This is a genomic window from Nocardioides sp. P86 (assembly GCF_023712465.1).
GTDB lineage: Bacteria > Actinomycetota > Actinomycetes > Propionibacteriales > Nocardioidaceae > Nocardioides > Nocardioides kribbensis.
In genome coordinates, this window is the sequence record NZ_JAMAYE010000002.1 from 145,611 (window position 1) to 170,952 (window position 25,342).

Annotated in this window: 28 protein-coding genes; 16 read left to right on the forward strand and 12 right to left on the reverse strand. The window is 74.5% G+C overall.

All coding sequences use genetic code 11. The features are described from left to right. Window positions 1–124: 124 nt before the first annotated feature. Window positions 125–1,966 carry a DNA helicase RecQ gene (gene recQ / locus M3673_RS08230; RefSeq protein WP_251532919.1) on the reverse strand — a complete coding sequence of 614 codons (1,842 nt, stop codon included), beginning with the start codon at window positions 1,964–1,966 and terminating at the stop codon, window positions 125–127. A gap of 99 nt (window positions 1,967–2,065) precedes the next feature. Next, window positions 2,066–2,443 carry a nitroreductase/quinone reductase family protein gene (locus M3673_RS08235; protein WP_251532927.1) on the reverse strand — a complete coding sequence of 126 codons (378 nt, stop codon included), beginning with the start codon at window positions 2,441–2,443 and terminating at the stop codon, window positions 2,066–2,068. A gap of 59 nt (window positions 2,444–2,502) precedes the next feature. On the opposite strand from M3673_RS08235, the gene M3673_RS08240 reads away from it, so the two are divergent. Continuing rightward, complete coding sequence (locus M3673_RS08240) at window positions 2,503–3,297, forward strand: DUF3626 domain-containing protein (protein WP_251532929.1); 795 nt, start codon at window positions 2,503–2,505, stop codon at window positions 3,295–3,297. A gap of 59 nt (window positions 3,298–3,356) precedes the next feature. Here the strand turns inward: M3673_RS08240 and M3673_RS08245 are convergent, their stop codons facing one another. After that, a complete protein-coding gene (locus tag M3673_RS08245; protein ID WP_251532931.1) occupies window positions 3,357–3,770 on the reverse strand; it encodes a hypothetical protein in 414 nt (137 codons plus the stop codon). A 251-nt stretch (window positions 3,771–4,021) separates the two neighbouring features. On the opposite strand from M3673_RS08245, the gene M3673_RS08250 reads away from it, so the two are divergent. Then, entirely contained in the window at window positions 4,022–4,600 is a 579-nt protein-coding gene (locus M3673_RS08250) for an MOSC domain-containing protein (protein WP_251532933.1), read from the forward strand. Window positions 4,601–4,622: 22 nt separating this feature from the next. On the opposite strand, the gene M3673_RS08255 is transcribed toward M3673_RS08250, so the two are convergent. Then, a complete protein-coding gene (locus M3673_RS08255; RefSeq protein WP_251532934.1) occupies window positions 4,623–4,850 on the reverse strand; it encodes a hypothetical protein in 228 nt (75 codons plus the stop codon). 80 nt (window positions 4,851–4,930) lie between these two features. Between M3673_RS08255 and M3673_RS08260 the strand changes: the two genes are divergently transcribed. The 4 genes from M3673_RS08260 to M3673_RS08275 all read left to right on the forward strand — a co-directional run bounded on the left by M3673_RS08260 (window position 4,931) and on the right by M3673_RS08275 (window position 8,613). Beyond that, window positions 4,931–5,920, forward strand: coding sequence for a phosphotransferase (locus M3673_RS08260; protein WP_251532935.1), 990 nt, complete (start codon window positions 4,931–4,933; stop codon window positions 5,918–5,920). 9 nt (window positions 5,921–5,929) lie between these two features. Beyond that, on the forward strand, window positions 5,930–6,478 hold the full coding sequence (locus M3673_RS08265) for a GrpB family protein (RefSeq protein WP_251532936.1): 549 nt from the start codon (window positions 5,930–5,932) through the stop codon (window positions 6,476–6,478). A 29-nt stretch (window positions 6,479–6,507) separates the two neighbouring features. Next, on the forward strand, window positions 6,508–7,785 hold the full coding sequence (locus M3673_RS08270; RefSeq protein ID WP_251532937.1) for an MFS transporter: 1,278 nt from the start codon (window positions 6,508–6,510) through the stop codon (window positions 7,783–7,785). A 129-nt stretch (window positions 7,786–7,914) separates the two neighbouring features. Further along, window positions 7,915–8,613, forward strand: coding sequence for a class I SAM-dependent methyltransferase (locus M3673_RS08275; protein ID WP_251532938.1), 699 nt, complete (start codon window positions 7,915–7,917; stop codon window positions 8,611–8,613). 142 nt (window positions 8,614–8,755) lie between these two features. On the opposite strand, the gene M3673_RS08280 is transcribed toward M3673_RS08275, so the two are convergent. After that, window positions 8,756–9,223: a hypothetical protein gene (locus M3673_RS08280; protein WP_251532939.1), complete on the reverse strand. Its 468-nt coding sequence runs from the start codon at window positions 9,221–9,223 to the stop codon at window positions 8,756–8,758. 38 nt (window positions 9,224–9,261) lie between these two features. Here M3673_RS08280 and M3673_RS08285 point away from each other — a divergent pair, with 38 nt between their 5' ends. Further along, window positions 9,262–9,966: an alpha/beta fold hydrolase gene (locus M3673_RS08285; RefSeq protein WP_251532940.1), complete on the forward strand. Its 705-nt coding sequence runs from the start codon at window positions 9,262–9,264 to the stop codon at window positions 9,964–9,966. A 390-nt stretch (window positions 9,967–10,356) separates the two neighbouring features. Here M3673_RS08285 and M3673_RS08290 read toward each other — a convergent pair whose 3' ends face one another. Both M3673_RS08290 and M3673_RS08295 read right to left on the reverse strand, forming a co-directional pair. Then, on the reverse strand, window positions 10,357–11,079 hold the full coding sequence (locus M3673_RS08290) for a carbon-nitrogen hydrolase family protein (protein WP_251532941.1): 723 nt from the start codon (window positions 11,077–11,079) through the stop codon (window positions 10,357–10,359). Between the two features lie 88 nt (window positions 11,080–11,167). After that, entirely contained in the window at window positions 11,168–11,653 is a 486-nt protein-coding gene (locus M3673_RS08295; RefSeq protein ID WP_251532942.1) for an ATP-binding protein, read from the reverse strand. Between the two features lie 30 nt (window positions 11,654–11,683). Here M3673_RS08295 and M3673_RS08300 point away from each other — a divergent pair, with 30 nt between their 5' ends. Continuing rightward, entirely contained in the window at window positions 11,684–12,109 is a 426-nt protein-coding gene (locus M3673_RS08300) for a GNAT family N-acetyltransferase (protein ID WP_251532943.1), read from the forward strand. 80 nt (window positions 12,110–12,189) lie between these two features. Here the strand turns inward: M3673_RS08300 and M3673_RS08305 are convergent, their stop codons facing one another. Together M3673_RS08305 and M3673_RS08310 are read right to left on the reverse strand one after the other, a co-directional pair. Then, the gene (locus M3673_RS08305) at window positions 12,190–12,816 is read right to left on the reverse strand and encodes a GrpB family protein (RefSeq protein WP_251532944.1); all 627 of its coding nucleotides are present in this window, start codon (window positions 12,814–12,816) and stop codon (window positions 12,190–12,192) included. Window positions 12,817–12,826: 10 nt separating this feature from the next. Then, on the reverse strand, window positions 12,827–13,669 hold the full coding sequence (locus M3673_RS08310; RefSeq protein WP_251532945.1) for an alpha/beta fold hydrolase: 843 nt from the start codon (window positions 13,667–13,669) through the stop codon (window positions 12,827–12,829). Between the two features lie 36 nt (window positions 13,670–13,705). Here M3673_RS08310 and M3673_RS08315 point away from each other — a divergent pair, with 36 nt between their 5' ends. The 6 genes from M3673_RS08315 to M3673_RS08340 all read left to right on the forward strand — a co-directional run bounded on the left by M3673_RS08315 (window position 13,706) and on the right by M3673_RS08340 (window position 16,752). Further along, the gene (locus tag M3673_RS08315; RefSeq protein ID WP_193660831.1) at window positions 13,706–14,356 is read left to right on the forward strand and encodes a hypothetical protein; all 651 of its coding nucleotides are present in this window, start codon (window positions 13,706–13,708) and stop codon (window positions 14,354–14,356) included. A gap of 26 nt (window positions 14,357–14,382) precedes the next feature. Then, window positions 14,383–14,958, forward strand: coding sequence for a hypothetical protein (locus M3673_RS08320; RefSeq protein ID WP_056864442.1), 576 nt, complete (start codon window positions 14,383–14,385; stop codon window positions 14,956–14,958). Window positions 14,959–15,044: 86 nt separating this feature from the next. Then, on the forward strand, window positions 15,045–15,461 hold the full coding sequence (locus M3673_RS08325) for a hypothetical protein (RefSeq protein WP_156697892.1): 417 nt from the start codon (window positions 15,045–15,047) through the stop codon (window positions 15,459–15,461). Between the two features lie 50 nt (window positions 15,462–15,511). Beyond that, window positions 15,512–15,904 carry a DUF6314 family protein gene (locus M3673_RS08330; protein ID WP_285839366.1) on the forward strand — a complete coding sequence of 131 codons (393 nt, stop codon included), beginning with the start codon at window positions 15,512–15,514 and terminating at the stop codon, window positions 15,902–15,904. A gap of 184 nt (window positions 15,905–16,088) precedes the next feature. Then, window positions 16,089–16,250, forward strand: coding sequence for a hypothetical protein (locus M3673_RS08335; RefSeq protein WP_193660834.1), 162 nt, complete (start codon window positions 16,089–16,091; stop codon window positions 16,248–16,250). Window positions 16,251–16,425: 175 nt separating this feature from the next. After that, complete coding sequence (locus M3673_RS08340; RefSeq protein WP_251532946.1) at window positions 16,426–16,752, forward strand: hypothetical protein; 327 nt, start codon at window positions 16,426–16,428, stop codon at window positions 16,750–16,752. Between the two features lie 37 nt (window positions 16,753–16,789). Here the strand turns inward: M3673_RS08340 and M3673_RS08345 are convergent, their stop codons facing one another. Together M3673_RS08345 and M3673_RS08350 are read right to left on the reverse strand one after the other, a co-directional pair. Continuing rightward, window positions 16,790–18,463: an alkaline phosphatase D family protein gene (locus M3673_RS08345; protein ID WP_251532947.1), complete on the reverse strand. Its 1,674-nt coding sequence runs from the start codon at window positions 18,461–18,463 to the stop codon at window positions 16,790–16,792. Between the two features lie 131 nt (window positions 18,464–18,594). Beyond that, window positions 18,595–19,626: a zinc-dependent alcohol dehydrogenase family protein gene (locus tag M3673_RS08350; RefSeq protein ID WP_056864437.1), complete on the reverse strand. Its 1,032-nt coding sequence runs from the start codon at window positions 19,624–19,626 to the stop codon at window positions 18,595–18,597. A 103-nt stretch (window positions 19,627–19,729) separates the two neighbouring features. On the opposite strand from M3673_RS08350, the gene M3673_RS08355 reads away from it, so the two are divergent. Then, window positions 19,730–21,256 carry a UDP-N-acetylglucosamine 1-carboxyvinyltransferase gene (locus M3673_RS08355; protein ID WP_056864692.1) on the forward strand — a complete coding sequence of 509 codons (1,527 nt, stop codon included), beginning with the start codon at window positions 19,730–19,732 and terminating at the stop codon, window positions 21,254–21,256. A 179-nt stretch (window positions 21,257–21,435) separates the two neighbouring features. Here M3673_RS08355 and M3673_RS08360 read toward each other — a convergent pair whose 3' ends face one another. Beyond that, a complete protein-coding gene (locus M3673_RS08360) occupies window positions 21,436–24,570 on the reverse strand; it encodes a crotonase/enoyl-CoA hydratase family protein (protein ID WP_251532948.1) in 3,135 nt (1,044 codons plus the stop codon). A 58-nt stretch (window positions 24,571–24,628) separates the two neighbouring features. Here M3673_RS08360 and M3673_RS08365 point away from each other — a divergent pair, with 58 nt between their 5' ends. Beyond that, window positions 24,629–25,294 (forward strand): TetR/AcrR family transcriptional regulator, encoded by a 666-nt coding sequence (locus tag M3673_RS08365; protein ID WP_251532949.1) that lies wholly within the window; start codon window positions 24,629–24,631, stop codon window positions 25,292–25,294. Window positions 25,295–25,342: the final 48 nt, after the last annotated feature.

The window sequence follows — 25,342 nt, forward strand, 5'->3', positions numbered from 1 at the left end:
GGTCGGCGGTCCGCGACCCGGACGCGCGGGGCCACGAGGCGCGGTCACGGCGTACACGGCGGAGGACTGCCGCGGCTCGAGACCACCGAGCCGTGGGTGCGACCCGTGTGGGGCGCCGGACGGCTCAGGCTTCGTCGCCCCCGGTGACCACCGCGAGGAGACCCTCGCCCCAGCGCTCGAGCTTGCTGGCGCCGACCCCCGAGATCGAGCCGAGCGCGTCGAGGGTGGTGGGTGCCTCGGCGGCGACGTGGCGCAGCGTGGCGTCGTGGAAGACGACGTACGCCGGCACGCCGGCCTCCTTCGCGGTTGCGGCCCGCCAGGCGCGCAGCCGCTCGAAGAGCGCAGCGCCCTCGGCGTCGAGGTCGACGACGTCGGCGGTCTTGGCGCGGCGCTCGTTGCGGCTGCGGGTGGTGCGCTTCGGCTCGGTGCGCAGGTGCACCTCGCGCTCGCCGCGCAGGACGTCGGTGGAGGCCTCGGTGAGCTCGAGGGTGCCGTAGCCGTCGGCGCCGACGGCGAGCAGGCCCTGGGCCAGCAGCTGGCGCACCACACCGCGCCACTCGCCGGCGCTGAGCTCCGTGCCGACGCCGAAGACGGTGAGGCTGGTGTGGTCGAGCTCCACGACGCGGGCGGTGGCGTTGCCCAGCAGGATGTCGACGACGTGGCCGGCGCCGTAGCGCTGTCGACGCTGCGCCAGCCGCACCACCGCGGAGAGCAGCTTCTGGGCGGCGATGGTGCCGTCCCACGTCTGCGGGGGAGCAGTGCAGGTGTCGCAGTTGCCGCAGGGCTCGCCCTGCTGGCCGAAGTAGGCCAGCAGCTGCACGCGGCGGCACTGCACGGTCTCGCAGAGCGCCAGCATCGCGTCGAGGTGGGCGCCGAGCCGACGGCGGTGGGCGGCGTCGCCGTCGGAGGTGTTGATCATCCGGCGCTGCTGCACGACGTCGGCCAGGCCGTAGGCCAGCCAGGCGGTGGCGGGCAGCCCGTCGCGCCCGGCGCGGCCGGTCTCCTGGTAGTAGCCCTCCACCGACTTCGGCAGGTCGAGGTGGGCCACGAAGCGCACGTCGGGCTTGTCGATGCCCATGCCGAAGGCGATGGTCGCGACCATCACCAGCGAGGGCTCGCGCAGGAAGCGCGACTGGTGCTCCGCGCGCTGCTGCGCGGGCAGGCCCGCGTGGTAGGGCAGGGCGGGTATGCCGTGCTTGCTCAGGTGGGCCGCGGTCTCCTCGACCGACTTGCGCGAGAGGCAGTAGACGATGCCGGCGTCGCCGGCGTGCTCGCTGCGCAGCAGGTCGAGCAGCTGCTGGCGGGGGTTGTCCTTGGCCACGATGCGGTACTCGATGTTGGGGCGGTCGAAGCTCGCCACGAACTGCCGGGCCTCGGCGAGTCCGAGGCGGTGCACGATCTCCTCGGCCGTCTCCCGCGTGGCCGTCGCGGTGAGCGCCACCCGGGGCACCCCGGGCCAGCGCTGGCCCAGCACGGTGAGGTTGAGGTAGTCGGGACGGAAGTCGTGGCCCCAGGCCGAGACGCAGTGGGCCTCGTCGATGGCGAAGAGCGCGATCCGGCCGGCGTCGAGCAACCGCAGCGTCTCGGCCACGGCGAGCCGCTCGGGGGCGAGGTAGAGCAGGTCGAGCTCGCCGGCGACGTAGGCCCGCTCGACTGCGCGTCGCTCTTCCGTGGTCTGGGTGGAGTTGAGGAAGCCGGCCCGCACGCCCAGGGCGTCGAGGGCGTCGACCTGGTCCTGCATGAGCGCGATCAGCGGCGAGATGACGACGCCGGTGCCCTCGCGCACCAGGGAGGGCACCTGGTAGCACAGCGACTTGCCGCCGCCGGTGGGCATGAGCACCAGCGCGTCGCCGCCGCCGACGACGGTTTCGATGATCTCGGCCTGGTCGCCGCGGAAGGCGTCGTAGCCGAAGACCCGCTCCAGCACCTCGAGGGGCGAGCCGGCGGGGGAGTCGGTGACGGTCATGGGGTCCATCGTGCCGACCCCTCCCGACCGTACGCCGACCCGGGCCACCCCACCTGTGGACGCAGCGTCCGTCGCGGGCCGCGTGTCAGGCGCGAGGGCTCAGGCGTCGGGCCGCAGCAGCCAGCGCTCCACGACCACCTCGACCAGCACCCGCGCGCCGTAGCGCGACGGGTCGGCGGCGTCCCACCCGGCGTACCGCTCGGCGAACGCCGCCAGCACCGCCGCGTGCGCCTCACGCCCCCGCGGCCCGGACAGGTCGTGGACGACCGCGCGTCCCTCGCCGACCGTCGGGTCGGCTGCGCTGCCGTCGAGGGCGAGCGAGACCCGCGGGTCGTGCTCCAGGTTGCGCGTCTTCACGGCGTCTCGGGAGGTCGCGATCCAGACCAGGTCGGCGTCGCGCACGAACCACACCGGGGTCGTGTGGGGCGAGCCGTCGCGACGCAGCGTGGTCAGCCACAGGCAGGGAGGGGCACTCACCCGCCGATCGTCACAGATCCCCGGTGACGCCCGCGCGCTGCTGCCCTAGGCTGACGGTCGTGGACGCCGGTGCCGACGGAGCCCCCGCTGCGCCCGCGCGCGCCGTGGAGGCCGTGACGGTGCAGTTCCACCCCGACTGGCCGCACGGTGGCTCGACCGTGGTGGCGTCGCTGGCCGCCGACGGTCGCTATCGCTCGCAGTTCGTCACGGGCGTCTCCAACGGCGGACTCACGGCCTTCCCCGGCGGCGACCGGTGGCGGTGGGAGAGCAGGCTCTTCGCCGGGCGCTACGACAAGGCCCCTCCCGGCGACCGCCCGGTCTACGGCGCCTGGAACCGTCACGCCGACCCCTACGGCGGCGCGGTGCGCTTCGGCTCGTCCTACCTGCGGCTGCGCCCGGAAGTCGTCACACGCTCCACGTTCTGCTTCCCCGACTCCGTCCTCGAGCCGGACCCCGCCGACGTGGGGGAGGCCGACCTGCTGCCGCGCCTGTGCGCGATGGCCGACGCCTCCGGTCTCGACCCCCTCGACGACTGCGTGGAGGCCCACGTGCATGGGCCGCTGAGCCTGGCCGACGACGTCGAGGCCCTCGTGCTCGACCCGTGCTACGCCGGCACCGAGGTGAGCGGGATAGCCGAGAAGCAGGGATGGCCGGTGGAGCTGCACCCCGGCTTCAGGGCAGCCGCCGACGACCTCGACCCCGCCTACCGCGGCGCGCACGTCGTCGACCTGGCCCGCAGGCTGGGCGGGGAGCTGACGCCCGCGGTGCTGGGCCGGGCGGCCCGGTCGGGGGACCACCCGCCGCAGACGGTCAAGCAGCTGTGGCACTGCCTGGCGCGCTTCGGGCGAGGGTGACCCCGGCCCACGACGTGAGCCCACTCCGGTCCGTCCGGGTGGTCCGGAGAGGGCGGCGGTCAGCGGTGTCGCAACCACGCGTCGAGGGCGAGGGTGACCTCGGTGTGGGCCGCGAGCATCGCCCTAGGGTCGTCGGGCACCCGCAGCACGTGGTCGCCGGGGACCAGCACGGTGCGACCGCTCAGGGCTGCGAGCACGGTGCGGTCGAGGTAGGGGTCGGACTCCCCGATGGCGGTGCGCTGCGGTGCGGGGTACGCCAGCAGCGCCTCGCTCACCAGCGGCTCGATGAGCAGCGGGGTCAGCCAGGCGGCGGGACAGCCGAGGTCGGCCGCGACGGGAGCGGCGAGGGTGCCCAGCGACTTGGCCACGACGACGAGCCGGCCGTCGTACCCCTCCGCGGCGGCGCGCAGCTGCTCGCCCACCCAGACCGCCTCGTCCTCGATCTCGAGCGCTCCGCGGGCGGCGGGGTCCACCAGACCTGGCGCACGTGCCACCCGCGGGCCAGGGCGACCTGGGTGGCGAAGAACAGCAGCGGGGCGTCGGGGGAGTACTGCCTGCCCGGCAGCACGACGCACAGGCCGCGGACGCCCTGGGGCGAGGTCTCGGCGGCGAGGTCGACGTAGCGGATCCCCCGGACAGCCTCGGCGCGGCCCGCGACGTCGTCAACGTGCCTGGTCGTCACGGCTAGCCTCGGCGCATGGCCGGGACAGGCAGCGTCGTCGCCGTGAGTCGGGACGAGACCCACCGCTTCAGCAAGACCCCGCGCGAGTCGATCACCCTCGTGACCGGCCTCGGCGTAGTCGGCGACGCCCACGCGGGTGTGCTCGTGCAGCACCGCTCGCGCGTGCGCCGTGACCCCGGCCGGCCCAACCTGCGCCAGGTGCACCTGATCCAGGACGACCTGCTCGCCGAGGCGCGCGCGGCCGGCCACGACCTCGGCCCGGGCGGGCTCGGGGAGAACGTCCTCACCACCGGGGTCGACCTGCTCGCCCTGCCGACCGGCACCCGTCTGCGCCTCGGCGAGGTGGTGCTGCGCGTGACCGGACTCCGCAACCCGTGCCGCCAGATCGAGGACTTCTCCGCCGGGCTGCTCAAGGTCGTCGTGGCCCGCGCCGACGCCCGGCCCTCGACCTCCGAGGTCACCCTCGGTCCGACCGGCGGGGCGGAGTCGATCGACGGAGCCGGCATCACCCGCCGGGCGGGCGTCATGGCCGTCGTCGAGCGCGGGGGAGAGGTGTGCCCCGGCACGGCGGTCGCGGTCGAGCTGCCGCCCGAGCCGCACCAGCGGCTCGAGCCGGTCTGAGACCGGCGGGGCGGTCCCTGGGTCAGCGGGGGTCCGTGCTGCTCCCGGTGGAGTCGGACGCCTGGTCGGTCCTGCTCGGGCGACCGGCGTCCCTCGCGCGCTGCCGGCGCACGGCGACGAGGGAGACGGCCACCGTGGCAGCGATCCACACGAGGGTCGCGACGAGCCCGTGCTCCCTCGATCGCAGGACCACGATGGCGATCAGTGCGCCTCCGAACACGGCGGTCAGGTAGGCGTAGATGAGCTTCACAGCGCGACGCTAGCTTGGTCGGGTCTGACTCGACGGGCGAGGGCCGGCCGTCCGCAGGCCGTTCGTGATGGGGTGGACCGATGAGCGACTCCCCGACGACCGCGCCGCAGGTCGCGATGCTGTGGGAGGACGCCGACCCCGACCGCGTGCTGCGACAGCGCTTCGGCCTCGACGGCGCGGCCGCAGCCGGGCGATGGGTGTGCTCGCTGGTGGGGCGGGTGTGGGGCGCCCACGACGTCGTCTGCGAGCGGATCGTCCTCAGCGACGTCAACGCCCTCGCCTGGCTGTCGACCGACGACGGACCCCGGCTGGCGAAGTGGACGCGCTCACAGGAGCGTTTCGCCCGGCTGCAGCAGCTCGCGGCGCTGACCGGCTGGCTGGAGGGGGAGGGACAGCCGGTCTCGGCGCTGGTGCCGGCTCGCGACGGACGGCTCCAGGTCGAGCACGACGGGGTCTCGACGGGTCTGCAGCGCGTCGTGCGCGGCGAGCTGCTCGACGTCGACGACCCGGCCCAGGTCTGGGCCGCTGGTGCCGCGCTCGCGCGTCTGCACCTGGCTCTCGCGCGCTGGCCGGGCGGCGTGCACCTCGCCGGCTCGCCGGCTTACGTCGACCCGCGGCGAGCGCTCGCCGGCCGGCTCGAGGCCGACAGCAGCCAGGTGCCCGCCGGGGCCGGCGCCCTCCTGCGCCGCCTGCTGCGGGAGGCACCCGACCTGAGCGGCGCGCCCCAGCTCGTCCATGGCGACGTCCGCGCGGCCAATGTGCTGTGCCGGGGATCCGAGGTTGTGGCGCTGCTCGACCTCGAGGAGGCCCGCGCCGACCAGCGCGTGGTCGAGCTGGCGCGGGCCGCTGTGCTCCTCGGCACCCGCTTCCACGACTGGGCGCCGGTCCCGGGCGGGGTCCGCCACACGTTCCGGGCGGGCTATGAGTCGGTGAGCCGGCTCTCGCCTGCCGAGAGCCGTTGGTTCGACGTCGTGGAGCTCGCGGCGTCCTGGGCGATGGTGCCGACGGGTGGAGATCCGACCGGCTGGGGGAGCGAGGCCCGAGCCGTCACGACCCGCCTCGGCGGCTAGCATCGCCGGGTGCCGGTCGAGGTAGTCCCGTACTCCGCGCAGTGGCCCGTGCAGTTCGACCGGGTCGCCGCGCAGCTGCGGTCGGCCCTGACCGCAGTGCCCTCGGCGTACGTCGAGCACGTCGGCTCGACCGCGGTGCCCGGTCTGGCCGCCAAACCGGTGCTCGACATCGACGTCGTGGTCCCCGCGGGTGACGTCGACGCCGCGGTGGCGGCGTTGGAGTCGGCCGGCTACGTGCACCGCGGCGACCTCGGCGTGGCCGACCGCGAGGCCTTCCACGCACCCGACGACGATCCGCGGCGTCACGTCTACGTCTGCCGCGCCGGCAGCCTGAGCGTGCGCAACCACCTCGCCGTGCGCGACGTGCTCCGGCGCCGCGAGGACCTGCGCGAGGCCTACGCCGCGGTCAAGCTCGCCCTGGCCGCCGACCCCGCGATGGACATCGACACTTATGTCGCCCGCAAGTCGGCGGTGCTCCAGGCGGTGCTCGCGGTCGCCGACCTCACCACCGAGGAGCGACGCCGGATCCTGCGGCTCAACGACCCGAGCAGCGCCTGAGGGACGTGGGGCACGACTGGCCTCGGGCCATGGCGCAGCCGCGGGCGGGGGACCGGAAGACGCGCCCGACCGGGCCGGTCGCGCCGGGGTTCCGGTGGTTCTGGACGGGGGAGACGGTCTCGGCGGCTGGCTCCTACGTCACGGTGCTGGCGCTGCAGACGCTGGTCGTGCTCGACCTCGGGGGCGACGCGCAGGACGTCGGCTGGCTCAACAGCAGCCGGTGGCTTCCCTACCTCGTCATCGGTCTGCTGGTCGGTGCCTGGGTGGACCGCTGGCCCCGTCGCCCCGTCATGATCGCCACCGACCTGGCCCGGGCGGCGCTTCTCGTGGCGATCCCGCTCGCGTGGTGGGCCGGGGTGCTGACGCTCCCGGCGCTCCTGGCGGTGGTGGTCGCCTTCGGCGCCGCGTCGCTGTTCAACGACGCCGCCTCGCAGTCGTTCGTGACGCGGCTCGTGCCACGGCCCCGTCTCCAGCAGGCCCATGCCCGGCTCGACACCGGCGACGCCGCCGCGCAGACCACCGGGCCCGCGCTGGCCGGGGGCCTCGTCAGCCTGGTCGGAGCGTCGCTCGCGGTGCTCGTGGACGCCGCGAGCTTCCTGCTCTCCGCGGCGGTCGTGTGGCGACTCCGGGTGGAGGAGCCACCGGCGGTGGACCGCCGGGCTCGTCCGCACCTGCGCCGCGAGGTGGCGGCCGGGGTCCGGTGGGTCTATCGCGACTCGCGCCTTACCCAGCTCGCGGTGTCCACCCACGTCTGGTTTGCCGGCCAGGCGGTCCTCGGGGTGGTGATCGCGCCGTACGCCTTGGTGGAGCTCGGCCTCAGCGCCTTCCAGCTCGGCGTCGCCGTCGCCTGCGCCGGGGCGGGGGCCGTGCTGGGCGCCGCCGTCACCGGCGCGGTCGGGCGCCTGCTCGGCACCGGTCCGACCATCGCTGCCGCCCGGGTGCTCGCGGTCGCTGCGGCGCTGGCGACGGCGGGTGCGGCGTCGGTCGGCGCGGGGGAGCAGGGGACTGCGGTGGTCGTCCTCGCCACCGGTCAGCTGCTGTCCGGCCTCGGCATGGGCCTGAGCAACTCCCACGAGATGGCCTACCGCCAGCTGCGCACCCCCGACCGGCTCCAGGCGCGCACCAACACGACCATGCGCTCGGTCAACCGCGGCATCCTCGTCGTCGCGGCGCCCGCCGCCGGGCTGCTCGTGGTCCTGGTGGGCAACGCGGCCGCCCTCCTGGTCGCCGCCGCGGTCTTCGCGATGTCGGTCGGCGTCCTGCTCACGCCCACGATGCGGGCCGACCGGTCCACGATCTCGACCTGAGCCCCTCCGCCGGTCGCCTTGACGCGAGCAGGTGCAGGTGGTGCGTTGGTCCCGGCACCGGTCCGGGGGAGCAGGAGATCTCGGCGGTCTCGGTGCGACCACCGACAGCGCGAGGGGACGAGGACGACGATGCGGGCCGACCACTACGACGACTTCGCCGAGGCCTACGCCCGCGAGAACGAGTCGAACCTCTTCAACGCCCACTACGAGCGGCCCGCCATGCTCGACCTCGCCGGCGACGTGAGCGGACGTCGCGTCCTGGACGTCGGGTGCGGCGCGGGCGCGTTGGCGCAGGCGCTGCGGGACCGCGGGGCCGTGGTGACCGGCCTCGACGCGAGCCCGGCGATGGCCGCGCTGGCCCGACGGCGCCTCGGCGACGACATCGACGTCGTGGTCGCGGACCTCGCCGACCCGCTGCCGTTCGCCGCGGGGGAGTTCGACGACGCCGTCGCCTCGCTGGTGCTGCACTACCTGCAGGACTGGTCCGGCCCGCTGGCCGAGCTGCGACGGGTGCTGGAGCCCGGCGGTCGGCTGCTGCTCTCGGTCAACCACCCGGTCATCCGTCCGGTGGTCTACCCGCAGGAGGACTACTTCGCGACGACGGCCTACACCGAGGACTACACCTTCGACGGCCGCACGGCGGCGCTGACCTTCTGGCACCGACCGCTGCACGCGATGACCGACGCGTTCTCGAGGGCCGGGTTCCGGATCTCCACCGTGGCCGAGCCGCCGTTCTCGCCGCGAACGCCTCCTGAGCTGCTGCCGCCCGATCTCGGCGACCGCAGCGCGTTCCTCTGCTTCCTCTTCTTCGTCCTGGAGGCACGGTGACCCACCGTCCCGGCTGCTCATCGAGGCGCGGGTCGGGAGAGGGCGCCGGGGAGGGGCGCAGACGCCTTACACGGCTGTCATTCCGCATGACCTGACATAATGTCAGTTATCGGCGATGCCTCGGGAGGTAAGCGAGTCGAGCTCAGGACCCGGCGAGGCTGGCCCCGGTCCACGACTCGTCCTCGGATACGTCCCGGACGACGTCGAGCCAGGCCGGGATCTTGCCTGCGGGCCGGTCTCCGTCGTCGAGCTCGGCGACCAGCGAGCCGTCCTCGTGCTCGTCGACGACGAGCAGCAGGCCGTCGCGGTGGATCATGTGGCGCCGCTTGCGCAGCACCCGGCTCGGTAGCGCGACCAGGACGGCCCACTCGGCGTCGTCGAGATAGAGATTGGTGCACGCGACCTCGGCCGGGCCGTCGGACAGCCGCACCTTGTGCCCGAGCTTGCGGACGACGGTGCCGTCGGTCTCCCGCACCTCGCGCAGCCGCAGGCGCGTGCCCGTGATGTAGCGGTCGACGATGTCCTTGGTGCTCGAGACCCCCTCGGGGATCCGACGGACCAGCCAGCGGCGCTCGCGCTCGACCACGGCGTACTTCAGTGAGACCGACACGTCCGGCATGCTAGAGCGGTGCGTGCGAGGGCGGCCTGATGGAGTCCGTGAGGGTGCCCGCCGGCGCCGGCGTCGACCTGCACGTGGCGACCTGCGGCGCGGGACCCGATGTCGTCGTCCTGTCCGGCGGTCCAGGCTGTGTCCACTACCTCGCCCACGAGGGGCTCGCACCGGCCGGCTTCGAGTGCTGGTTCCCCGATCCTCGCGGGGTCGGTCGCTCGGGCGGCGGCCCGCACGACATGATTCAGGCCGTCGCGGACCTGGAGACCGTCCGCGACGAACTCGGTGTCGAGCGGTGGATCGTGGTGGGTCATTCGTGGGGCTCGGACCTGGCGATCCGCTACGCCCTCGACCACCCTGCACGAACACGAGGGGTGGTTGGCATCGCCGGCCACGGGTTGCACCGCGATCGGGAGTGGTCGGCGGTCTATGAGGCAGGCAAGGGTGCGGAGCCTGCCGTTCCGGTCGACCTCGTCCCCGACGTGCACGCTGCCCTCTGGGGTTCGTTTCCCGACTGGATCCACACGGCGACGCTGTGGAGGGACCTGGCCGATTCCCGAGTGCCGATGAGCCTCATCGCCGCCGAGCGCGACATCCGACCCGACTGGCCGCTCCGGCAGCTCGCGGCGCTGGTCCCCCGCGCCGAGTTCCGTGTCGCGAGCGGCGTCGGTCACGACTTCTGGGCGACCGATCCGGTGCTCTGGCGCGAGGTGGTGACGGCTGCCTGCCGCCGAGTGGCCTGACGACCTGAGGATCGGACGCCCCCATCCCCCGCCCGCGCCCGGGCGACGGTGGCTAGGGCCCGGAGGGGTTGGGACCCGACGACCCGGGCTGGTGGAAACGCACGGCGTCCCGCTGGGCCTTCGCCGCGCTGGCACGGGCACGCTGGTCGGCCTCGTGGCGGCTCGACAGCTGCTCTGCCCCGGTCTCACCGCTGCGCAGGCGGCGTGCGACTCGACCAGCGCTGACCCAGCCGGCGACGGCGTAGAGGACGACGGCCGCCAGACAGGCGACGAGGATCCAGGTGAACACGACGGACCTCCCGAGACGGAAAAGTAAAGACGTCGCGATCCTAGGTCATAGCGACACCGGGCGCGGCTGACCGCGCGGAACGGTGGCCCTGCCGAGCCGGGCTACGTCGAGGCGACGAGCGTGGCCCGCACGACGCGGCCGACGGCCTCGTCGGCCTCGACCAGGACCGATCCGTCGGCGGCGACGACCACCGAGCGGCCGGCGGTCTCGGTGAATCCCCCGCCGGTGCCGCCGGCGTGACTGGCGATGAGCACGGGCACGCCGAGCGCGCGACTGATCACGAAGGCTCGGGCGCGGCACTCGACGACGTCGGCGGGCACGTCGACGACGCCGGCGGCGTAGAGGTCGACGCCGAGCGGGGCGAGAGCCGCGGTGTGCTGGCTGGCTCCGGTGTCCTTGCAGATGGCCAGGCCGACGACCCAGCCGTCGACCGTCGTGGTGGCCGGGCCGTCGCCGGGGGTGAAGCGACGGTGCTCGTCGCCGTGGAGCCAGCTCTTGCGGTAGGCCAGCGAGACCCCGTCGCCGTCGACACGGACGGTGGCGATGAAGAGGCGGTCATCGACGGCCACCGGAGCGCCGACCAGGGCCACGGCTCCCGCCCGGGCGCAGGCCTCGACGAGGATCGCCCAGCGCGGGTCGTCGAGCGCCACGGGCTCCGCGTCCAGCTCGTAGCCGGTCAGCGAGAGCTCCGGGAAGACGACCAGGCGGGCACCGACCGAGGCGAGGGCGAGGGCGTGCTCGCGCGCGGTGGCGGCGAGGTCGCCGCGATGGACCCTCGGCTGCGCGACGGCGACGGGCAGGTCGGGCAGGTCGGGCTCGCTCACGCGGCACACGATCCCACGCACCGAGGCGACCCCGTGCGCCACGGCGACCCCATGCGGCACGGCTACCGGAGTGCCGCGACCTTCCCTCTCAGTCGCTCGACCCCGTCCGCGGCGCGTCGACCACCACGAGCGGCCCCTCCTCGGGCGTCGGCGCCTCGAAGTGGTCGACGTACTGCTCGGCCAGCACCTCGTCGACGACGAAGTCGTCGGGGTGCGCAGCCCGACGCTTGCGCAGGCGGGCCAGCACGGTGGCGCGGTCGGTGGCGAGGTGGACGGTCTCGGGCACGACGCCCAGCGGCGCCAGCAGCCGGCGGTAGTCGTCGCGCATCGCGCGCGACCAGAAGGAGAAGTCGAGCACCACATCGGCGCCGTCCCCGACGAGCTGCAGCAGACGGGCGCGCAGGGCGGTCTCGATCTCGGCCCGCACCTCGGGCGGCAGCGGCACCGTGGTGATCCCGCGCCGCCACATCTCGACGTCGAAGGACAGCCGGGTCATGCCGGCCGTCTCTAGACCTCTCGCGTAGGTCGTCTTGCCCGACCCCGCGGGGCCGCACATGAACACCACCCTCGGCATCCCACCAGGCTAGTGCGCGAGACTCGCTGCGTGATCCGCCCCTTGAGCACCGACGACCTCGACGCCTGCGTGGAGATCTACGTCGAGGCCTTCGCCGCCCCGCCCTGGGAGGAGTCGTGGGCGCCCGTCGACGCGCGCCTCCGACTGACCGACTTCCTTGCGACACCGCGCAGTCTCGGGGTCTGCGCGCTCGACGACGGGGCCGTGACGGGGTTCGCACTCGGGCACCGCGAACGCTCCGGATCCGAGGACCACTTCCTGCTCCAGGAGATGTGCGTCGCCCCCGGCCGCCAGCGGACCGGCGTCGGCGCCGCCCTGCTCGAGGCGCTGGGAGCAGCGATGCCCGACGTACGGCACTGGTTCCTGCTCACCGCCCGCGACAGCCACGCCGCCTACTTCTACGCCCGGCACGGCTTCCGCCCGGCGGGCCGGCTCGGGGTTTTCGTCCGACCCTGAGACGTCCGAGCCCGAGCCGTCCGACCCGGAGTCGGCGAGCCCGAGCCGTCCGACCCGGAGTCGGCGAGCGTGTGGGCGGGTCAGTCCGACAGGCCCGCGGCGCGGAAGGCACGGGCGTAGATCGCGCGCACCACGTCCTGCTTGCGGGCGTTGTAGAGCATCGAGTGCTCCCCCGCCGCGCTCGCGGCGTCGGCGGCGGAGCGCTTCGCGGCGGCGTAGAGCTCCCGCTCGTCGGGGTGCGCGCGCAGCCAGTCGCGGAAGAGTCGGTGCTTCCACGGCTCCGCACTGTCGGGCCCGAAGACGTGCAGGTGGCAGCCGAGGCTCTCCCCCAGCGCCGGCGGGTCGAGGCGCAGCAGCCGGTGGCCCTGCCACCACGGCTCACGCACGGTGAGCACGAAGCCCAGCGCCTCCAGCGCCGGCACGTAGGCGTCCTCGGCGTCGGGGTCGGCGAGCACCAGGTCGAGGTCGAGGGTGGGCTTCGCGGCGAGCCCCGCCACGGCGGTGGAGCCCACGTGCTCCAGCGCCAGCACCCGCCAGCCCAGGGCGCCGCGCACCGTCGCCGCGACCTGCTCGGAGCGCTCGGGCCACGACGGGTCCGGCTCGACGACCGCGACGTACGGGCTCGGGCCCCGGCCCGCCACCCAGGGCGACTCGCCCGGCGGTGCCTCGTCGCCGGCGAAGGACACGATCTGGGCGCGGGTCGGCATGCCGGTCAGGCTAGAGCGCTGCGGTGAGGAAGACGCGCAGCGCGGAGACGAAGGCCTCCGGCCGCTCCGAGTGCACCCAGTGCCCGGCGCCCTTGATGGTCACCTGGCGGGTGCGCGGGAAGAGGGAGCGCATCGACGGCTCGTGCTCGGGCTGCACGTACGCCGAGCGCTCGCCGGCCATCCACAGCACCGGGTGGTCGAACGGCGCGATGTCGTCGAGCACGGGGAAGCCCGCGATGGCGGCCAGCTCGCGGCGCAGCAGGTCGAGGTCGGACTGCCAGCGGAAGCCGTCCTGGCCCGAGCGCAGGTTCTGCAGCAGGAAGCCGCGCACCCGCTCGTCGTCGATCTCCTCGGCCAGACCCGCGTCGGCGTCGGCGCGGCTGGTCAGCGCAGGCAGGTCGAGCCCGGCCAGCGCCCCCAGCAGGTGCTCGAACTCCCCCGCCCCGTCGCTGGGCGCCGGGGAGATGTCGACCACGACGAGCCGGTCCACGAGGTCGGGGTGACGCAGCGCGAGGACCATCGCCACCTTGCCGCCCATCGAGTGGCCCACGAGGTGCACCGGGCCCTGCGCGGCGTAGGTGGCGCGCAGCCAGGTGGCGACGCTCTCGGCGACCGTCTCGTAGTCGGCGGTGCCGGTCCACGGCGAGCGGCCGTGGTTGGGCAGGTCGACGAGCACCGAGCGGAGGTCGGGCTGGAGGGCCTTGGCGACCTGGGTGAAGTTGCGGCCCTGCCCGAAGAGCCCGTGGAGGAAGACCACGGTGGGTCCGGTCGAGCCGACCTCGGTCGTGTGCAGCGCGAGCGGGGACGTGTCGGAGGTCGACGGCTCGGGGGCAGCGGCGTCGGGCGAGGTCACCGGTGCAGCCTAGGAGCCCCGGCTAGCCTGCCGGGCATGGCCCTCCTGCACCGCGCGAGCATCGTCCCGACCAAGCTCGAGGCGATCAACGCCTGGCTGCCGCAGCAGCCGTGGGCGCTCGACGCGGGCGAGGTCGAGACCCTGGGCGCCTTCCGGTTCGACGACCCGGCCGGCGAGGTGGGTGTGGAGACCTTCCTCGTGCGCGACGCGGCCGGCGGAGTGCTTCAGGTGCCGCTGACCTTCCGTGGCGCGCCGCTGCCCGACGGCGAGCGCTGGCTGGTCACGACCATGGAGCACACCGTGCTGGGTCCGCGCTGGGTCTACGACGGCTGCGGCGACCCGGCGTACGTCGCGACGCTGGCGGCCACGATCGCCGACGCGGCCGGCGAGGCCCGCGAGGTGGTGCGCCAGGACGACGGCACCGAGGTGGAGCGCGACCCGTCGGCGCGCGCGCACGGCACCGGCGGCGCTGCGCCGCTGGCGGACACCGCCCTCGACGTCGGGCGCGCGCTGGGCGAGGAGGCCGTCACCGACGTCGACGGCTGGACCCTCGTGCGGGTCGGGGGCGCGACGCTCGGCGTCTCCCGGCACCCCGCGGCCGCTCCGTCCGACCCGCCGGCCGGGGTGCTCACGGGCCACGCGGGCGAGGCGACCGGACCGCTGCTGCTCGCCACGCTCACCAGGTGAGGGCTGCGGTCCGGCAGGATGGCGCCGTGATCCCCCTCGTGGCCGGCCTCAGCACGACCCAGCTCGTCGCGCTGATCGTCGTCCTGCTCATCGCGCTCGCCGTGGTCTCAGCCGTCGTGACCCGCTTCCTGGTGCGGCGCGGGCTGCGCACGCCCTTCGCGATCCGCCAGATCAACAAGGGGCGCGACAAAGTGGTCTCGATGGTGAAGCGCCCGATCACGATCATGGTGCTCGACGAGGTCGCCGACGTCATCCAGACCGGTCACTACACCAAGAACATCTCCGACGCCCTGCTCGAGAACCACGACGAGCTCAAGGCCCTGGTCACCGAGAAGGTCCGCCACGACCCGACCTCCCGGCTCATCGGACGCCTGCCCGGCTACGACCTCGTGGTCTCCGAGGTCACCGAGACCACCCTGCGGGTGCTGATCGAGATGCTCGGCGACCCCCGCATGGACGAGCTGGTCTCCGACCTTCTGCGCAACAACCTGCAGCAGATCAAGCTCGCCGTGCGCGAGCGGCAGAACGAGCTGCTCCCGCCCCCGCCTCCGCCCGATCCCTCGCCCCACCTGGCCCACCGGCGGCGGCGCACGCCCGGCTAGGATCGGCCCCAGCAGCACCTCGCACGAGCGCAGCCCGGCTGCACGCACCACCCCCGATCGAACTCCGAGCAGAGAGCGGCCCGACCGTGTCCCTTCCCGTGTCCCGGCCCGAGGCGTCGACCCCGGCCACCCCCGAGACCGTCACGCAGCAGCCCTACGTCGCTCCCCCGCCGGTCGCCGGCCCGCTCGGCTGGGCCCTGGCGCTCGGCGCCGCGACGGCGCTCCTGCTCTCCAGCTGGATGCTCTACTCCACCGACACCCCCGACGGCATGTGGTCGGGCTACATCTCGCAGTCCTTCGCGCTGGTGATCATCCTCGCGGCGCTCTCGCTCAAGGTCGACCTCCCGGCCGCACCCGCCATCGGCGTGCTCTTCCTGTGCGGCATCGGTCTGGTGCTGGTCGGCATCTTCGCCAACAGCTCGACGACCGTCATGGTCAGCGACCTGTCGGCCGGCATCGTCGTGCTGATCGCCGCGACGCTGCGCACCACCCAGAGCCGCTGACGACGGCTCCCCCGCCCGGCCGGTCGACCCCGGCCGGGCCGCTCGACCTGCTGGGCACGTGGTCGGTCGAGCGCGACATCGACGACCGCCACGACGGGCTGCGCCGCAGCGTGGTGGGGCTCGCCGAGCTCGCCCTCCTCGGCGACGGCCGCGTGCGGTGGCACGAGCACGGCACCATGTCGTGGCCAGGCACGAGCGTGCCCGTCTCCCGCACCCTCTACGTCGAGCCCCGCGACCAGGGCTGGTGGGTCACCTTCGAGGACGGACGCGACTTCCACCCCTGGGAGCCCGGCGTGCAGGTCGACCACCCGTGCGGGCGCGACCACTACCGCGGGCTGCTCGAGCCCGGCTCCCCGGCCGGCGGCTGGACCATCACCTGGGAGGTCCGGGGCCCGGCGAAGGACTACACGATGGTCGCCGCACACCGCCCGCTGCACGGCTGATCCGACGGCCCGACGCCACACGTGGTCACAGGTGACCACGCCGCATGGCCCGTCCGGGCCAGGCCTCCCCCGCTCCGTCCGGACAGTCTTCGCGACGCGCGTGTCGTTCACCTCACATCGGCCCCCCGGTGTCCGTACGGTCAGGGGACGGATCCCGGACCGACGACGAGAGGAGGAACCAGCCATGTGGGACACCACCCCCGCCACCGACACGCACCTGTCGCACGACATGCCGTGCCTGCGCTGCGGCCACGCCGTGCACACCTTCCTGGCCTGCGGCGACAGCTGCTCCTGCGAGCCCGTCGTCATGCCGGGCACCCCCGTGCGCACCGCCCGCGTCGCCTGACCCCGCAGGCCGGTCGCGAGGCCTGCTCCGGTGGTTGAGGAGCGAGCGCCAGCGAGTGTCTCGAAACCTACCCGGCCTGAGCGGTGGTCGAGCAGCGTCTCGGCAGCAGCCGCCTTCACATGCACGTTCTGTCATCCTGGTGCGCGACCGAGTCACCGACCCGCGAGGACCAGCCGTGCCCCCACGCCCCGAGGTCGTGTGCCTCTGCGGCTCCCTCCGCTTCGCCGAGGAACTGGCCGAGGCGACGCGCGTGCTCACCCTCGCCGGGGCGATCGTGCTCGCGCCGGTCGTGCTCGACCGGCCATCGGACCTGGCCGTCACCGACGAGTCCGTGAGCGAGGAGCAGCGCACCGCGCTCGGTGAGCTCCACCTGCGCCGCATCGACCTGGCCGACAGGGTCCTGGTCGTCGCCCCCGGTGGACACCTCGGCGAGTCCACCCGCCGCGAGGTCGCCTACGCCCGTACCCGGGGCAAGCCCGTCGCCTTCATCGGGCCCGCCTGAGCGGGCTCCGCTCGTCGGGGTCGACTCGCCGCGCGGCTCAGACGTCGACCGAGGACACCGCGCGCCAGACCGGCCGGTCGTGGTCGCCGTCGCGGACCTCGCCGGTCGACCAGGTGATCGACAGCCCGCCGGGGCGCACGTCGAGGGTGGCCAGCAGGTTGGTGAACCACGGCCCGTCGGTGACCTCCCAGTGCAGCGGCGAGCGCAGGGTGCGCCGCCCCATGACCCAGCCCCGCGGGCGGGCCTTGCCGCGCACGCCCAGCGAGAAGGCCAGCCGCATCACCGTGGGCAGCGGGTTGCGGATCGGCGAGCACACCGCCTGCACGATCCGGCTGCGCGCCTCCACCCCGGCCCTCGGGTCGGGCCAGGCGCGGGCGAGGTAGCTGTGGTGCACGTCGCCGCTGAGGAAGGTGACGGTGATCGGGGCCCGGCCCCGCTCGCCGGCGGCCACCTCGCGCGCCATCAGACCGACCTTGCGGAAGCCGTCCTGGAAGGCGGCCCAGTGCTCGATGTCGACGGCGCGGCGCAGCTTCTCGGCGAGTCGCGCGACGTGCTTGCCCCACACACCCTCCGCGACCGCCTCCACGACGGCCTCGGTGTGGTGCAGGCCGGGGGCCATGAGGAACGGCAGCGAGGTGCCGATGAGCAGGTGGTCGACGTCGCCGCGCATCTGCGAGTCGAGCCACGCCATCTCCTCGTCGTCGATGATCGAGCGCAGCTGGGGCTCCAGCACGCGTGCGGCGCGGGAGTCGACGACGACCAGGCGCGCCTGGGTGTCGAAGGTCCGGGCGTAGCTCCACCGGTAGGTGGTGGGCTCGCGGTCGGCGAGGTCGGCCAGCTCGTCGAGGGTCTGGGTGAGGTCGAGCTCCTCGGGGCCCTCGTGGCCGGCCACGAGCTGCCACACCCGGTCCTCGGCGCGACCGGCGGCGTCGAGGTTGCCCAGGTGCTGGTAGACCCAGTAGGAGGCGAGCCCGCCGACGATGCGGCCCTTCCACCACGAGGTGGCCTCCATGTCGCGTCGCCAGGTCACCGAGGTGTTCCAGTCGTCGCGGATGTCGTGGTCGTCGAAGATCATCGCGCTGGGCACGGTCGAGAGCAGCCAGCGGTTGGCGGGGTCGCTCCAGGCGAGGCGGTAGAGCTCGGCGTACTCCTCGTAGTCCTGCAGCTCCCAGCCCGGGTCCTGGTCGGGGTCGCGCCGTGCGGCGATGAAGTCGCGCATCGACTCCGAGGTCTCGTCGGCGTAGACCTGGTCGCCCAGGAACATCATGAGGTCGGGCCGTCGCTGCTCGGGGTGACGGATCAGGTGCAGGCCGAAGGTGCGCAGCGAGTCGACGCCGAAGCTCTCGTGGTGCTCCTCGTCGTGGGGCACCGCGACGCGGCACGACCCGAAGAGCAGGTGCAGCGAACGCCCGGCCAGCAGGGTCCCGATGACCGAGTCCTCCTGGGGCGTCTCCGGCGGGGGCCAGACCTCGGCGCCGTCGAGGGAGACGGTGTAGGCCGAGCGCGACCCCGGCTGGAGGCCGGTGAGCTCGACGAGCGCGTAGTGGTGCCCGTGCACCCGCCAGGTGCGGGCCTGCGCGCTCGGGCCCGCTCCCCCGCCCTCGGCGGTGGTGCTGACCGTGACCGACGTGGCGTCGGAGGTCTCCACCCAGATCGTCGCCGACGTCTCGTCGACGTGGCGCAGCAACGGTCCCAGCACCAGCTCGGTCATGCGTCCTCCCACCGGTCCGTGCGGACCTCTCCCGCGGGCACGCTACTCGCGGCCGACGGCGCCGGGCCCACCCGTGTGGGCCCGGCCGCTGCCGGGGCGCGCGGCGGCGCGCCCCGGTCCCTCCGGTGCCCTCAGGGCTGCAGCAGCACCTTGGTGGCGCGGCGCTCGTCCATGGCGGCGTAGCCCTCGGCGACCTGGTCCATCGGCAGGGTCAGGTCGAAGACCAGCCCCGGGTCGATGCGGCCGGCCAGCACGTGGTCGAGCAGCTCGGGCAGGTAGCGGCGCACGGGGGCCATGCCGCCGGCGAGGCCGACGTTGTGGGAGAACATCCGCCGGATCGGCAGCTCGACGCCGTGCGGTACGCCGACGAAGCCGACCGTCGAGCCGGGTCGGGCGACCGTGAACGCGGTGCGCATGGCCTGGTCGGTACCGACGCACTCCAGGACCGCGTCGGCCCCGACGCCCCCGGTGATCTCCATGACCTCGGCCTCGCCCTCCTCGCCGCGCGTGGCCACCACGTGCGTGGCGCCGAAGTCGCGCGCGATGCGCTGGCGCGACTCGTGGCGCGACATGACCACGACCTTCTCGGCGCCCATCATCGAGGCCGCGAGCACACCGCACAGGCCGACGGCCCCGTCGCCCACGACCACGGCCGTGCCGCCCTCGGCGACGCCCGCGCTCACCGCGGCGTGCCAGCCGGTGGGCATGACGTCGGAGAGGGCCATCAGCGAGGGCACCAGGGCGGGATCGGGGCGGCCGTCGCCGAGCACGCCGTCGACGCGCACGAGGCTGCCGTCGGCGTGGCCGACGCGGGCCAGCTCGCCCTGGCCGCTCTGGGTGATGGAGAGGTCGACGCAGGCCGACTGCATGCCGGCGCGGCAGTGGGCGCAGGTGTTGTCGCAGTGGTCGAAGGGCACGACGACGAAGTCGCCGACGCGGATCTGGGAGACCGAGGAGCCGACCTCCTCGACGACGCCGATGCACTCGTGGCCGATGGTGGAGCCGGCCTTGATCGGGTTCTCGCCCCGGTAGGGCCACAGGTCGGAGCCGCAGATGCAGGCGGTGGTGACACGGACGACGGCGTCGGTGGGCTGCTCGACGCGCGCGTCGGGCACCTCCTCGAAGCGGATGTCGCGGGCAGCGTGGATGGTGGTGGCCTTCATGGTGCCGATCCTGGCACGCCCTCCCCGACCGCCCGGAGCGGCCCGACACGCGCGGGTCACGGAGGATGCGGCGCTATCTCACATGTGAGTTACCGTGGACGGCATGAGCGAGGGATACAAGGGTCGGATCGGCAACCTCATCCGCGACGCCCGCAAGCACCGAGGCCTCACCCAGCACCAGCTGGCCGAGCTGCTCTCCACCAGTCAGAGCGCGATCAACCGCATCGAGAAGGGCCACCAGAACCTCTCCCTGGAGATGCTGGCCCGCATCGGCGCTGCGCTCGACTCCGAGATCGTGGCCCTCGGCGCCGGTCCGACGCACCTGCGCGTGAGCGGTCCGACCACGCTGACCGGCAGCATCGAGGTGAAGACCTCCAAGAACGCCGGCGTCGCGCTGCTGTGCGCCTCGCTGCTCAACCGCGGGCGCACGACGCTGCGGAAGGTCGCCCGCATCGAGGAGGTCAACCGTCTGCTGGAGGTGCTCGGCAGCCTCGGGGTGCAGACCCGCTGGCTCAATGCCGACAACGACCTGGAGATCATCCCGCCCAAGGAGCTGCGCCTCGACGCGGTCGACGAGACCGCGGCGCGGCGTACGCGCTCGGTCATCATGTTCCTGGGTCCGCTGCTGCACCGCGCCGACGCCTTCGAGCTGCCCTACGCCGGCGGCTGCAACCTCGGCACGCGCACCGTCGAGCCGCACATGGCCGCGCTGCGGCCCTTCGGCCTCGAGGTCAAGGCGACCGACGGGATGTACCACGCCCAGGTCAACCGGGCCATCGAGCCGGGCCGCCCGATCGTGCTCACCGAGCGCGGCGACACCGTCACCGAGAACGCCCTCATGGCCGCCGCGCTGCACCCGGGCACCACGGTGATCCGCAACGCCTCGTCGAACTACATGGTCCAGGACCTCTGCTTCTACCTCCAGCGCCTCGGCGTCACCGTCGAGGGCGTCGGCACCACGACGCTCACCGTCACCGGCTGCGAGGTCATCGACGTCGACGTCGACTACGCCCCGGCCGAGGACCCGATCGAGGCCATGTCGCTGCTGGCCGCCGCGATCGTCACCAAGTCCTCGATCACGATCCAGCGCGTGCCGATCGAGTTTCTCGAGATCGAGCTGGCCACGCTGGAGGAGATGGGCTTCCGCTACGACCGCACCGAGGAGTACGTCGCGCGCAACGGCCACACCCGGCTGGTCGACCTCACCACCCACGCCTCCGACCTGCACGCGCCGCTGGACAAGATCCACCCGATGCCGTTCCCCGGCCTCAACATCGACAACCTGCCGTTCTTCGCCGTCATCGCCGCGGTGGCGACGGGCCAGACGCTGCTGCACGACTGGGTCTACGAGAACCGCGCGATCTACCTCACCGAGCTGACCAAGCTCGGCGCCTCGGTCAAGCTCCTCGACCCCCACCGCGTGATGATCGAGGGGCCGACGCACTTCTCCGGCACCGAGATCGTCTGCCCGCCGGCGCTGCGCCCGGCCGTGGTGATCCTGCTGGCGATGCTGGCCTCCAAGGGCACTTCCGTTCTGCGCTCGACCTACGTCATCCACCGCGGCTACGAGGACCTCGCCGAGCGCCTCAACACCCTCGGCGCCTCGATCGAGACCTTCCGCGACATCTGAGGCCGGGCCGCGCCCGGCGGCGGTTGCGGGTGTCACCAGCCGGCCGGTGAAACCCGCACCTGTCGGCCCACGCACGGGCCGACAAGTGCGGGTCCGGGCCGACAGCTCCCCCTCCCGCCGTACGACGGGCACGCGCGGCACACGTGCGCCCGCGGCCCCGGCAGGTGCGGCGACCGGGGTCAGCGACCCCGCCACACCGGGTCGCGGCGCTCCGCGAAGGCCTCGACGCCCTCGCGGGCGTCGTCGGAGAGCAGCACCGCCGAGGCCAGCTCGCCCTGCCGCTCGAAGGCCCCCGCGGGCGCCCAGCCCGGTGACTCGTCGACGACCCGCTTGCCCAGCGCGACGCTGAGCGGTGCGTTGCCGGCGATCCGCGCGGCCAGGGCGACGGCCTCCTCCAGGGCGTCGCCCGGCGCCACGAGCCGGTTGACCAGGCCGAGGGCGTGCAGGCGCGGCGCGTCGACGGGCTCGCCCAGGAGCACCAGCTCCATGGCGACGTTGCGCGGCAGCCGCTCGCGGGCGCGCACCATGCCGCCGGCGGCGGCCACGAGCCCGCGTCGGGCCTCGGGCAGCCCGAAGGTCGCGTCCTGCGCGGCCACGACGAGATCGGCGGCGAGCACGAGCTCGCAGCCCCCGGCGAGCGCCGCTCCCTCCACCGCCACCACGAGGGGCGTCGTGGGCGGTCGACCGGTCAGCCCGAGGGGCCCGCGCCCGGCGGTCACCGGCAGCTCGCCGCGGGCGGCGGCCCGCAGGTCCATGCCCGCGCAGAAGGTGCCACCCGCTCCGGTGAGCACGATGGCCCGCACCCCGGGGTCGGCCTCGGCGTCGTCGACGGCCTGCTCGAGGGCCTCGGCGGTGCGGGCGTCGACGGCGTTGCGCACCTCCGGGCGGTCGAGCGTGACGACCAGCACGGCACCGCGACGCTCGGTGCGCACCGGAGGGCGCGGCGCCGCGGGCAGCGGGGCCGGCGTCGAGCCCGGGCGCCCGGGGGCGGTCACCACGAGACGCTCCTCCCCGCTCCCGGTGCCGCTCCCGGTGCCGACGGCGACCTCGACCTCCGCGCCGAGCAGCACGTCGTCGAGCATCGCCGTGACGAGCGCGGGGTCCTCGCTGCGCACCAGCACCCGCTCCCCCGCCGGCGTCAGCAGGCTGGCCACGACGGCCTCGGGCTCGCCGGAGCGGTCGTAGGGCACCGTGGCGGCCTCCACGACGGCGGGTCCGGCGTAGGAGGCCAGCACGGGGCGCCGGGGCGGCCGGTCCACCACCGGGCGCAGGTGGGCGAAGGGGCGCTCGGGCGGGGTGGCGGAGTAGAGGCCGAGGGCGTGCTTGGTGGCGTACCAGCCCAGCGAGGTGCTGAGCCCGAGCGCCGCCGGGCGGGCCCGCAGCAGCGGCACCATGGTGGCGACGGCGTGGCTGCCGTAGTTGTTGCCGGGGCCGCCGGCGAAGGTGAGCCCGCCGGTGACCGTCAGGGGTCGGGCGGGGTCATCGAGGGGCAGCCCGAGCGCGTCGGCCCCGATCTCGACCGCGGAGGGGAAGCAGGCGTAGAGGTCGACCAGGTCGACGTCCTCGATCGAGGCGCCCGCGTGGGCCAGCGCGGCCGCGCCGATCGCGGCGATCGCGGGCGAGCGCGACAGGTCGTCGCGCTCGGAGACGAACCACTCGTCGTGGGCCGAGGCGCCCGCGTGCACGAAGACCCACCGCTCCTGCGGCACCCCGGCGGCCTCGGCGGCGGCGACGCTGGTCAGCACCGTGCCCGTGGCCAGGTCGACCTGCAGGTTGGCGCACAGCAGCTTGGTGTACGGCGCGCTGACCGCGCGGTTGTCGGGTGCGGGCGTGGCCAGGTCCTCCGCGGCGACCCGGTGCGGCGACCACGCGTAGGGGTTGGCCGCGGCGACGCCGGAGAAGCGCGACCACAGCCGCGCCACGTGGTCGAGGTGCTCGCCCGCGCTGCGACCCAGGCGCCGGCGCACCGCTGACTCCAGCAGGGCGTAGACGTAGACGGGCGCGCCGAGGCCCACCCCGGTCTCCGCCTCGGTGTTGGCGACGCGGTCGACCCCGACGGTGCGGGTGGGGGCGGTGCCCTCGGGCTGGCGGGGCCAGTCGAGCTCGACCCCCAGCGCCTGCGCCCGCGAGACCGTGGCGCCGGCCTCCGCGCCGGCGAGCAGCACGACGTGCGCGCGACCCTCGGCCACGGCCTCGGCGGCGTCGTTGACGACCAGCTGGCCGCCGTCGCCGCCGAAGGGGCTCGACTGCACGGTCGCGACCGGGGTCGCGCCGACGCCGGCGGCCACGAGGGCGGCCTGGTCGGCGTAGGTCCACGACGCGCTCGGCACGGCGTAGACGAGGTCGGCGGCGGCGAGCAGGTCGAGCGCCGCGCCGGAGTCCTCGGCGGCCAGCCGCAGCGCCTCGACGGCCAGCGCGACGGGGTCGCGGTCAGGCCGAGCCACCGGGTCGGGGTCGCGCTGCACGACCTGGCCCACGCCCACGATCACCGGGGTGCTCGCCTCGAGCATCCGGCCCGAGGCCCGGTGGAAGACGGGGGCGGAGCCGACCCGCAGCCGCGGGCCCGCCGGTGCCGCGCCGCTGAGCGCCTCGGAGAGCGCCACCAGGGAGGAGGCGAGGGCGGCCTCGACGCTGCGGGTGGCGGTCGTGCCGACGGGGCCGCGCAGGGGTGCGCCGTCGAGACCGGCGTCGAGCCTCACCACGCTGCCGCCGTCGGTCGGCGCGACGCGCAGCCACAGCGCAAGGATGATGCCCATCGGACCGGTGCCGCGCAGGGCCAGGCCGTGCTCGTCGGCCGCCTCCACCCGCCAGCGCGCCTCGGCGGGGATGTCCATGAGCAGGATCTGCTGGCGCAGGGCGTCGCCCTCGGCCAGCACCTCCGGCACCTCGCCGCGGTAGGCGGCGTGCAGGGTCAGCCACGAGGCGAGCGCCCCGGTGGAGTGCAGCTGCTCGACCACCGCCGCCGCGGGCGACGGCACCGACCGGGCCGCGCTGACGCGCCGCGCGAACCCGTCGAGCCCCTCGGGCGCGGGCATCGCGGCGTCGGGGTCGAGCACGCCGTGCTCGCCCGGCCCCGCGACCTCCTCCGGCCCGCTGCGCGCGGAGCCGGTCAGCCCCACCCGCGCGGCGAGGCCCTCGCCCACCCCGGCGGCCAGGCCCCGCACCAGCCCCGGGGTCCGCGCGAGCGACACCGCGCCCCGCGCCCCCGCCGTCGTACGCCGCACCGCGCGCACCACCCGGTCGGCGGGTGCCGGTGCGCGGCCGGGGGCGGCGGGTCGGGCGGGGTCGGTCGCCGCGGAGGGCTCGGGGTCCATGCGCACAACATACCGTCGGCCTGGACTGTTTGTGACCCTGGACCGTTAGCCTGGCCCGATGACCGCGACCCGCCCGTCACACCCCCGGCGCAGCCAGGCCGAGCGCAGCGCGGCCACCCGGACCCGTGTGCTCGACGCGACCGTGGCCTCGCTGCTCGAGAAGGGCCACGCCGCCACCACGCTGGCCGAGGTGCAGCAGCGCGCCGGGCTGGCCCGCGGCACGCTGCTGCACCACTTCCCCACCCGGGCGGCGCTGATGGTGGCCGTCGTCGAGGAGGTCGCCGCCCGGCGCCTCGGGGTGCTCGGTCTGCGGGCCGGCGCTGCGGCCGGCGCCAGCGCCCATGAGCGGACCGACCCGCAGGCCGACCCGCGGACCGGCTGGGACGCGGCGGTCGACCTCGTGCAGGCCGACCTGGCCGACCCCGTCTTCCTGGCCGTGCTGGAGCTGTGGGTCGCCGCACGCACCGACCCCGACCTCAGGTCGGTGCTGGGCCCGGTCGAGCGCCGGGTCTTCGCCACGGTGCACGCCACCGTGGCGGGGGTCGTCGGCGACGAGGACCCCCGCGTCGCGACCCTCGTGCAGTTCACCGTCGACCTGCTCACCGGCGCCGCGATGACCCGGCTCGTCGACCCCGGTGGCTCCGCGCAGGCGCGGGTCGTGGAGCGGTGGCGACGCGCCCTCCCCGTGCTGCTCGGGCGCGCCGACGCCGACACCTGGCTGTGACCCGCCCCCGGCCGGCCCCCACCCGGGCCCGGCCGGCGGCCGACACGC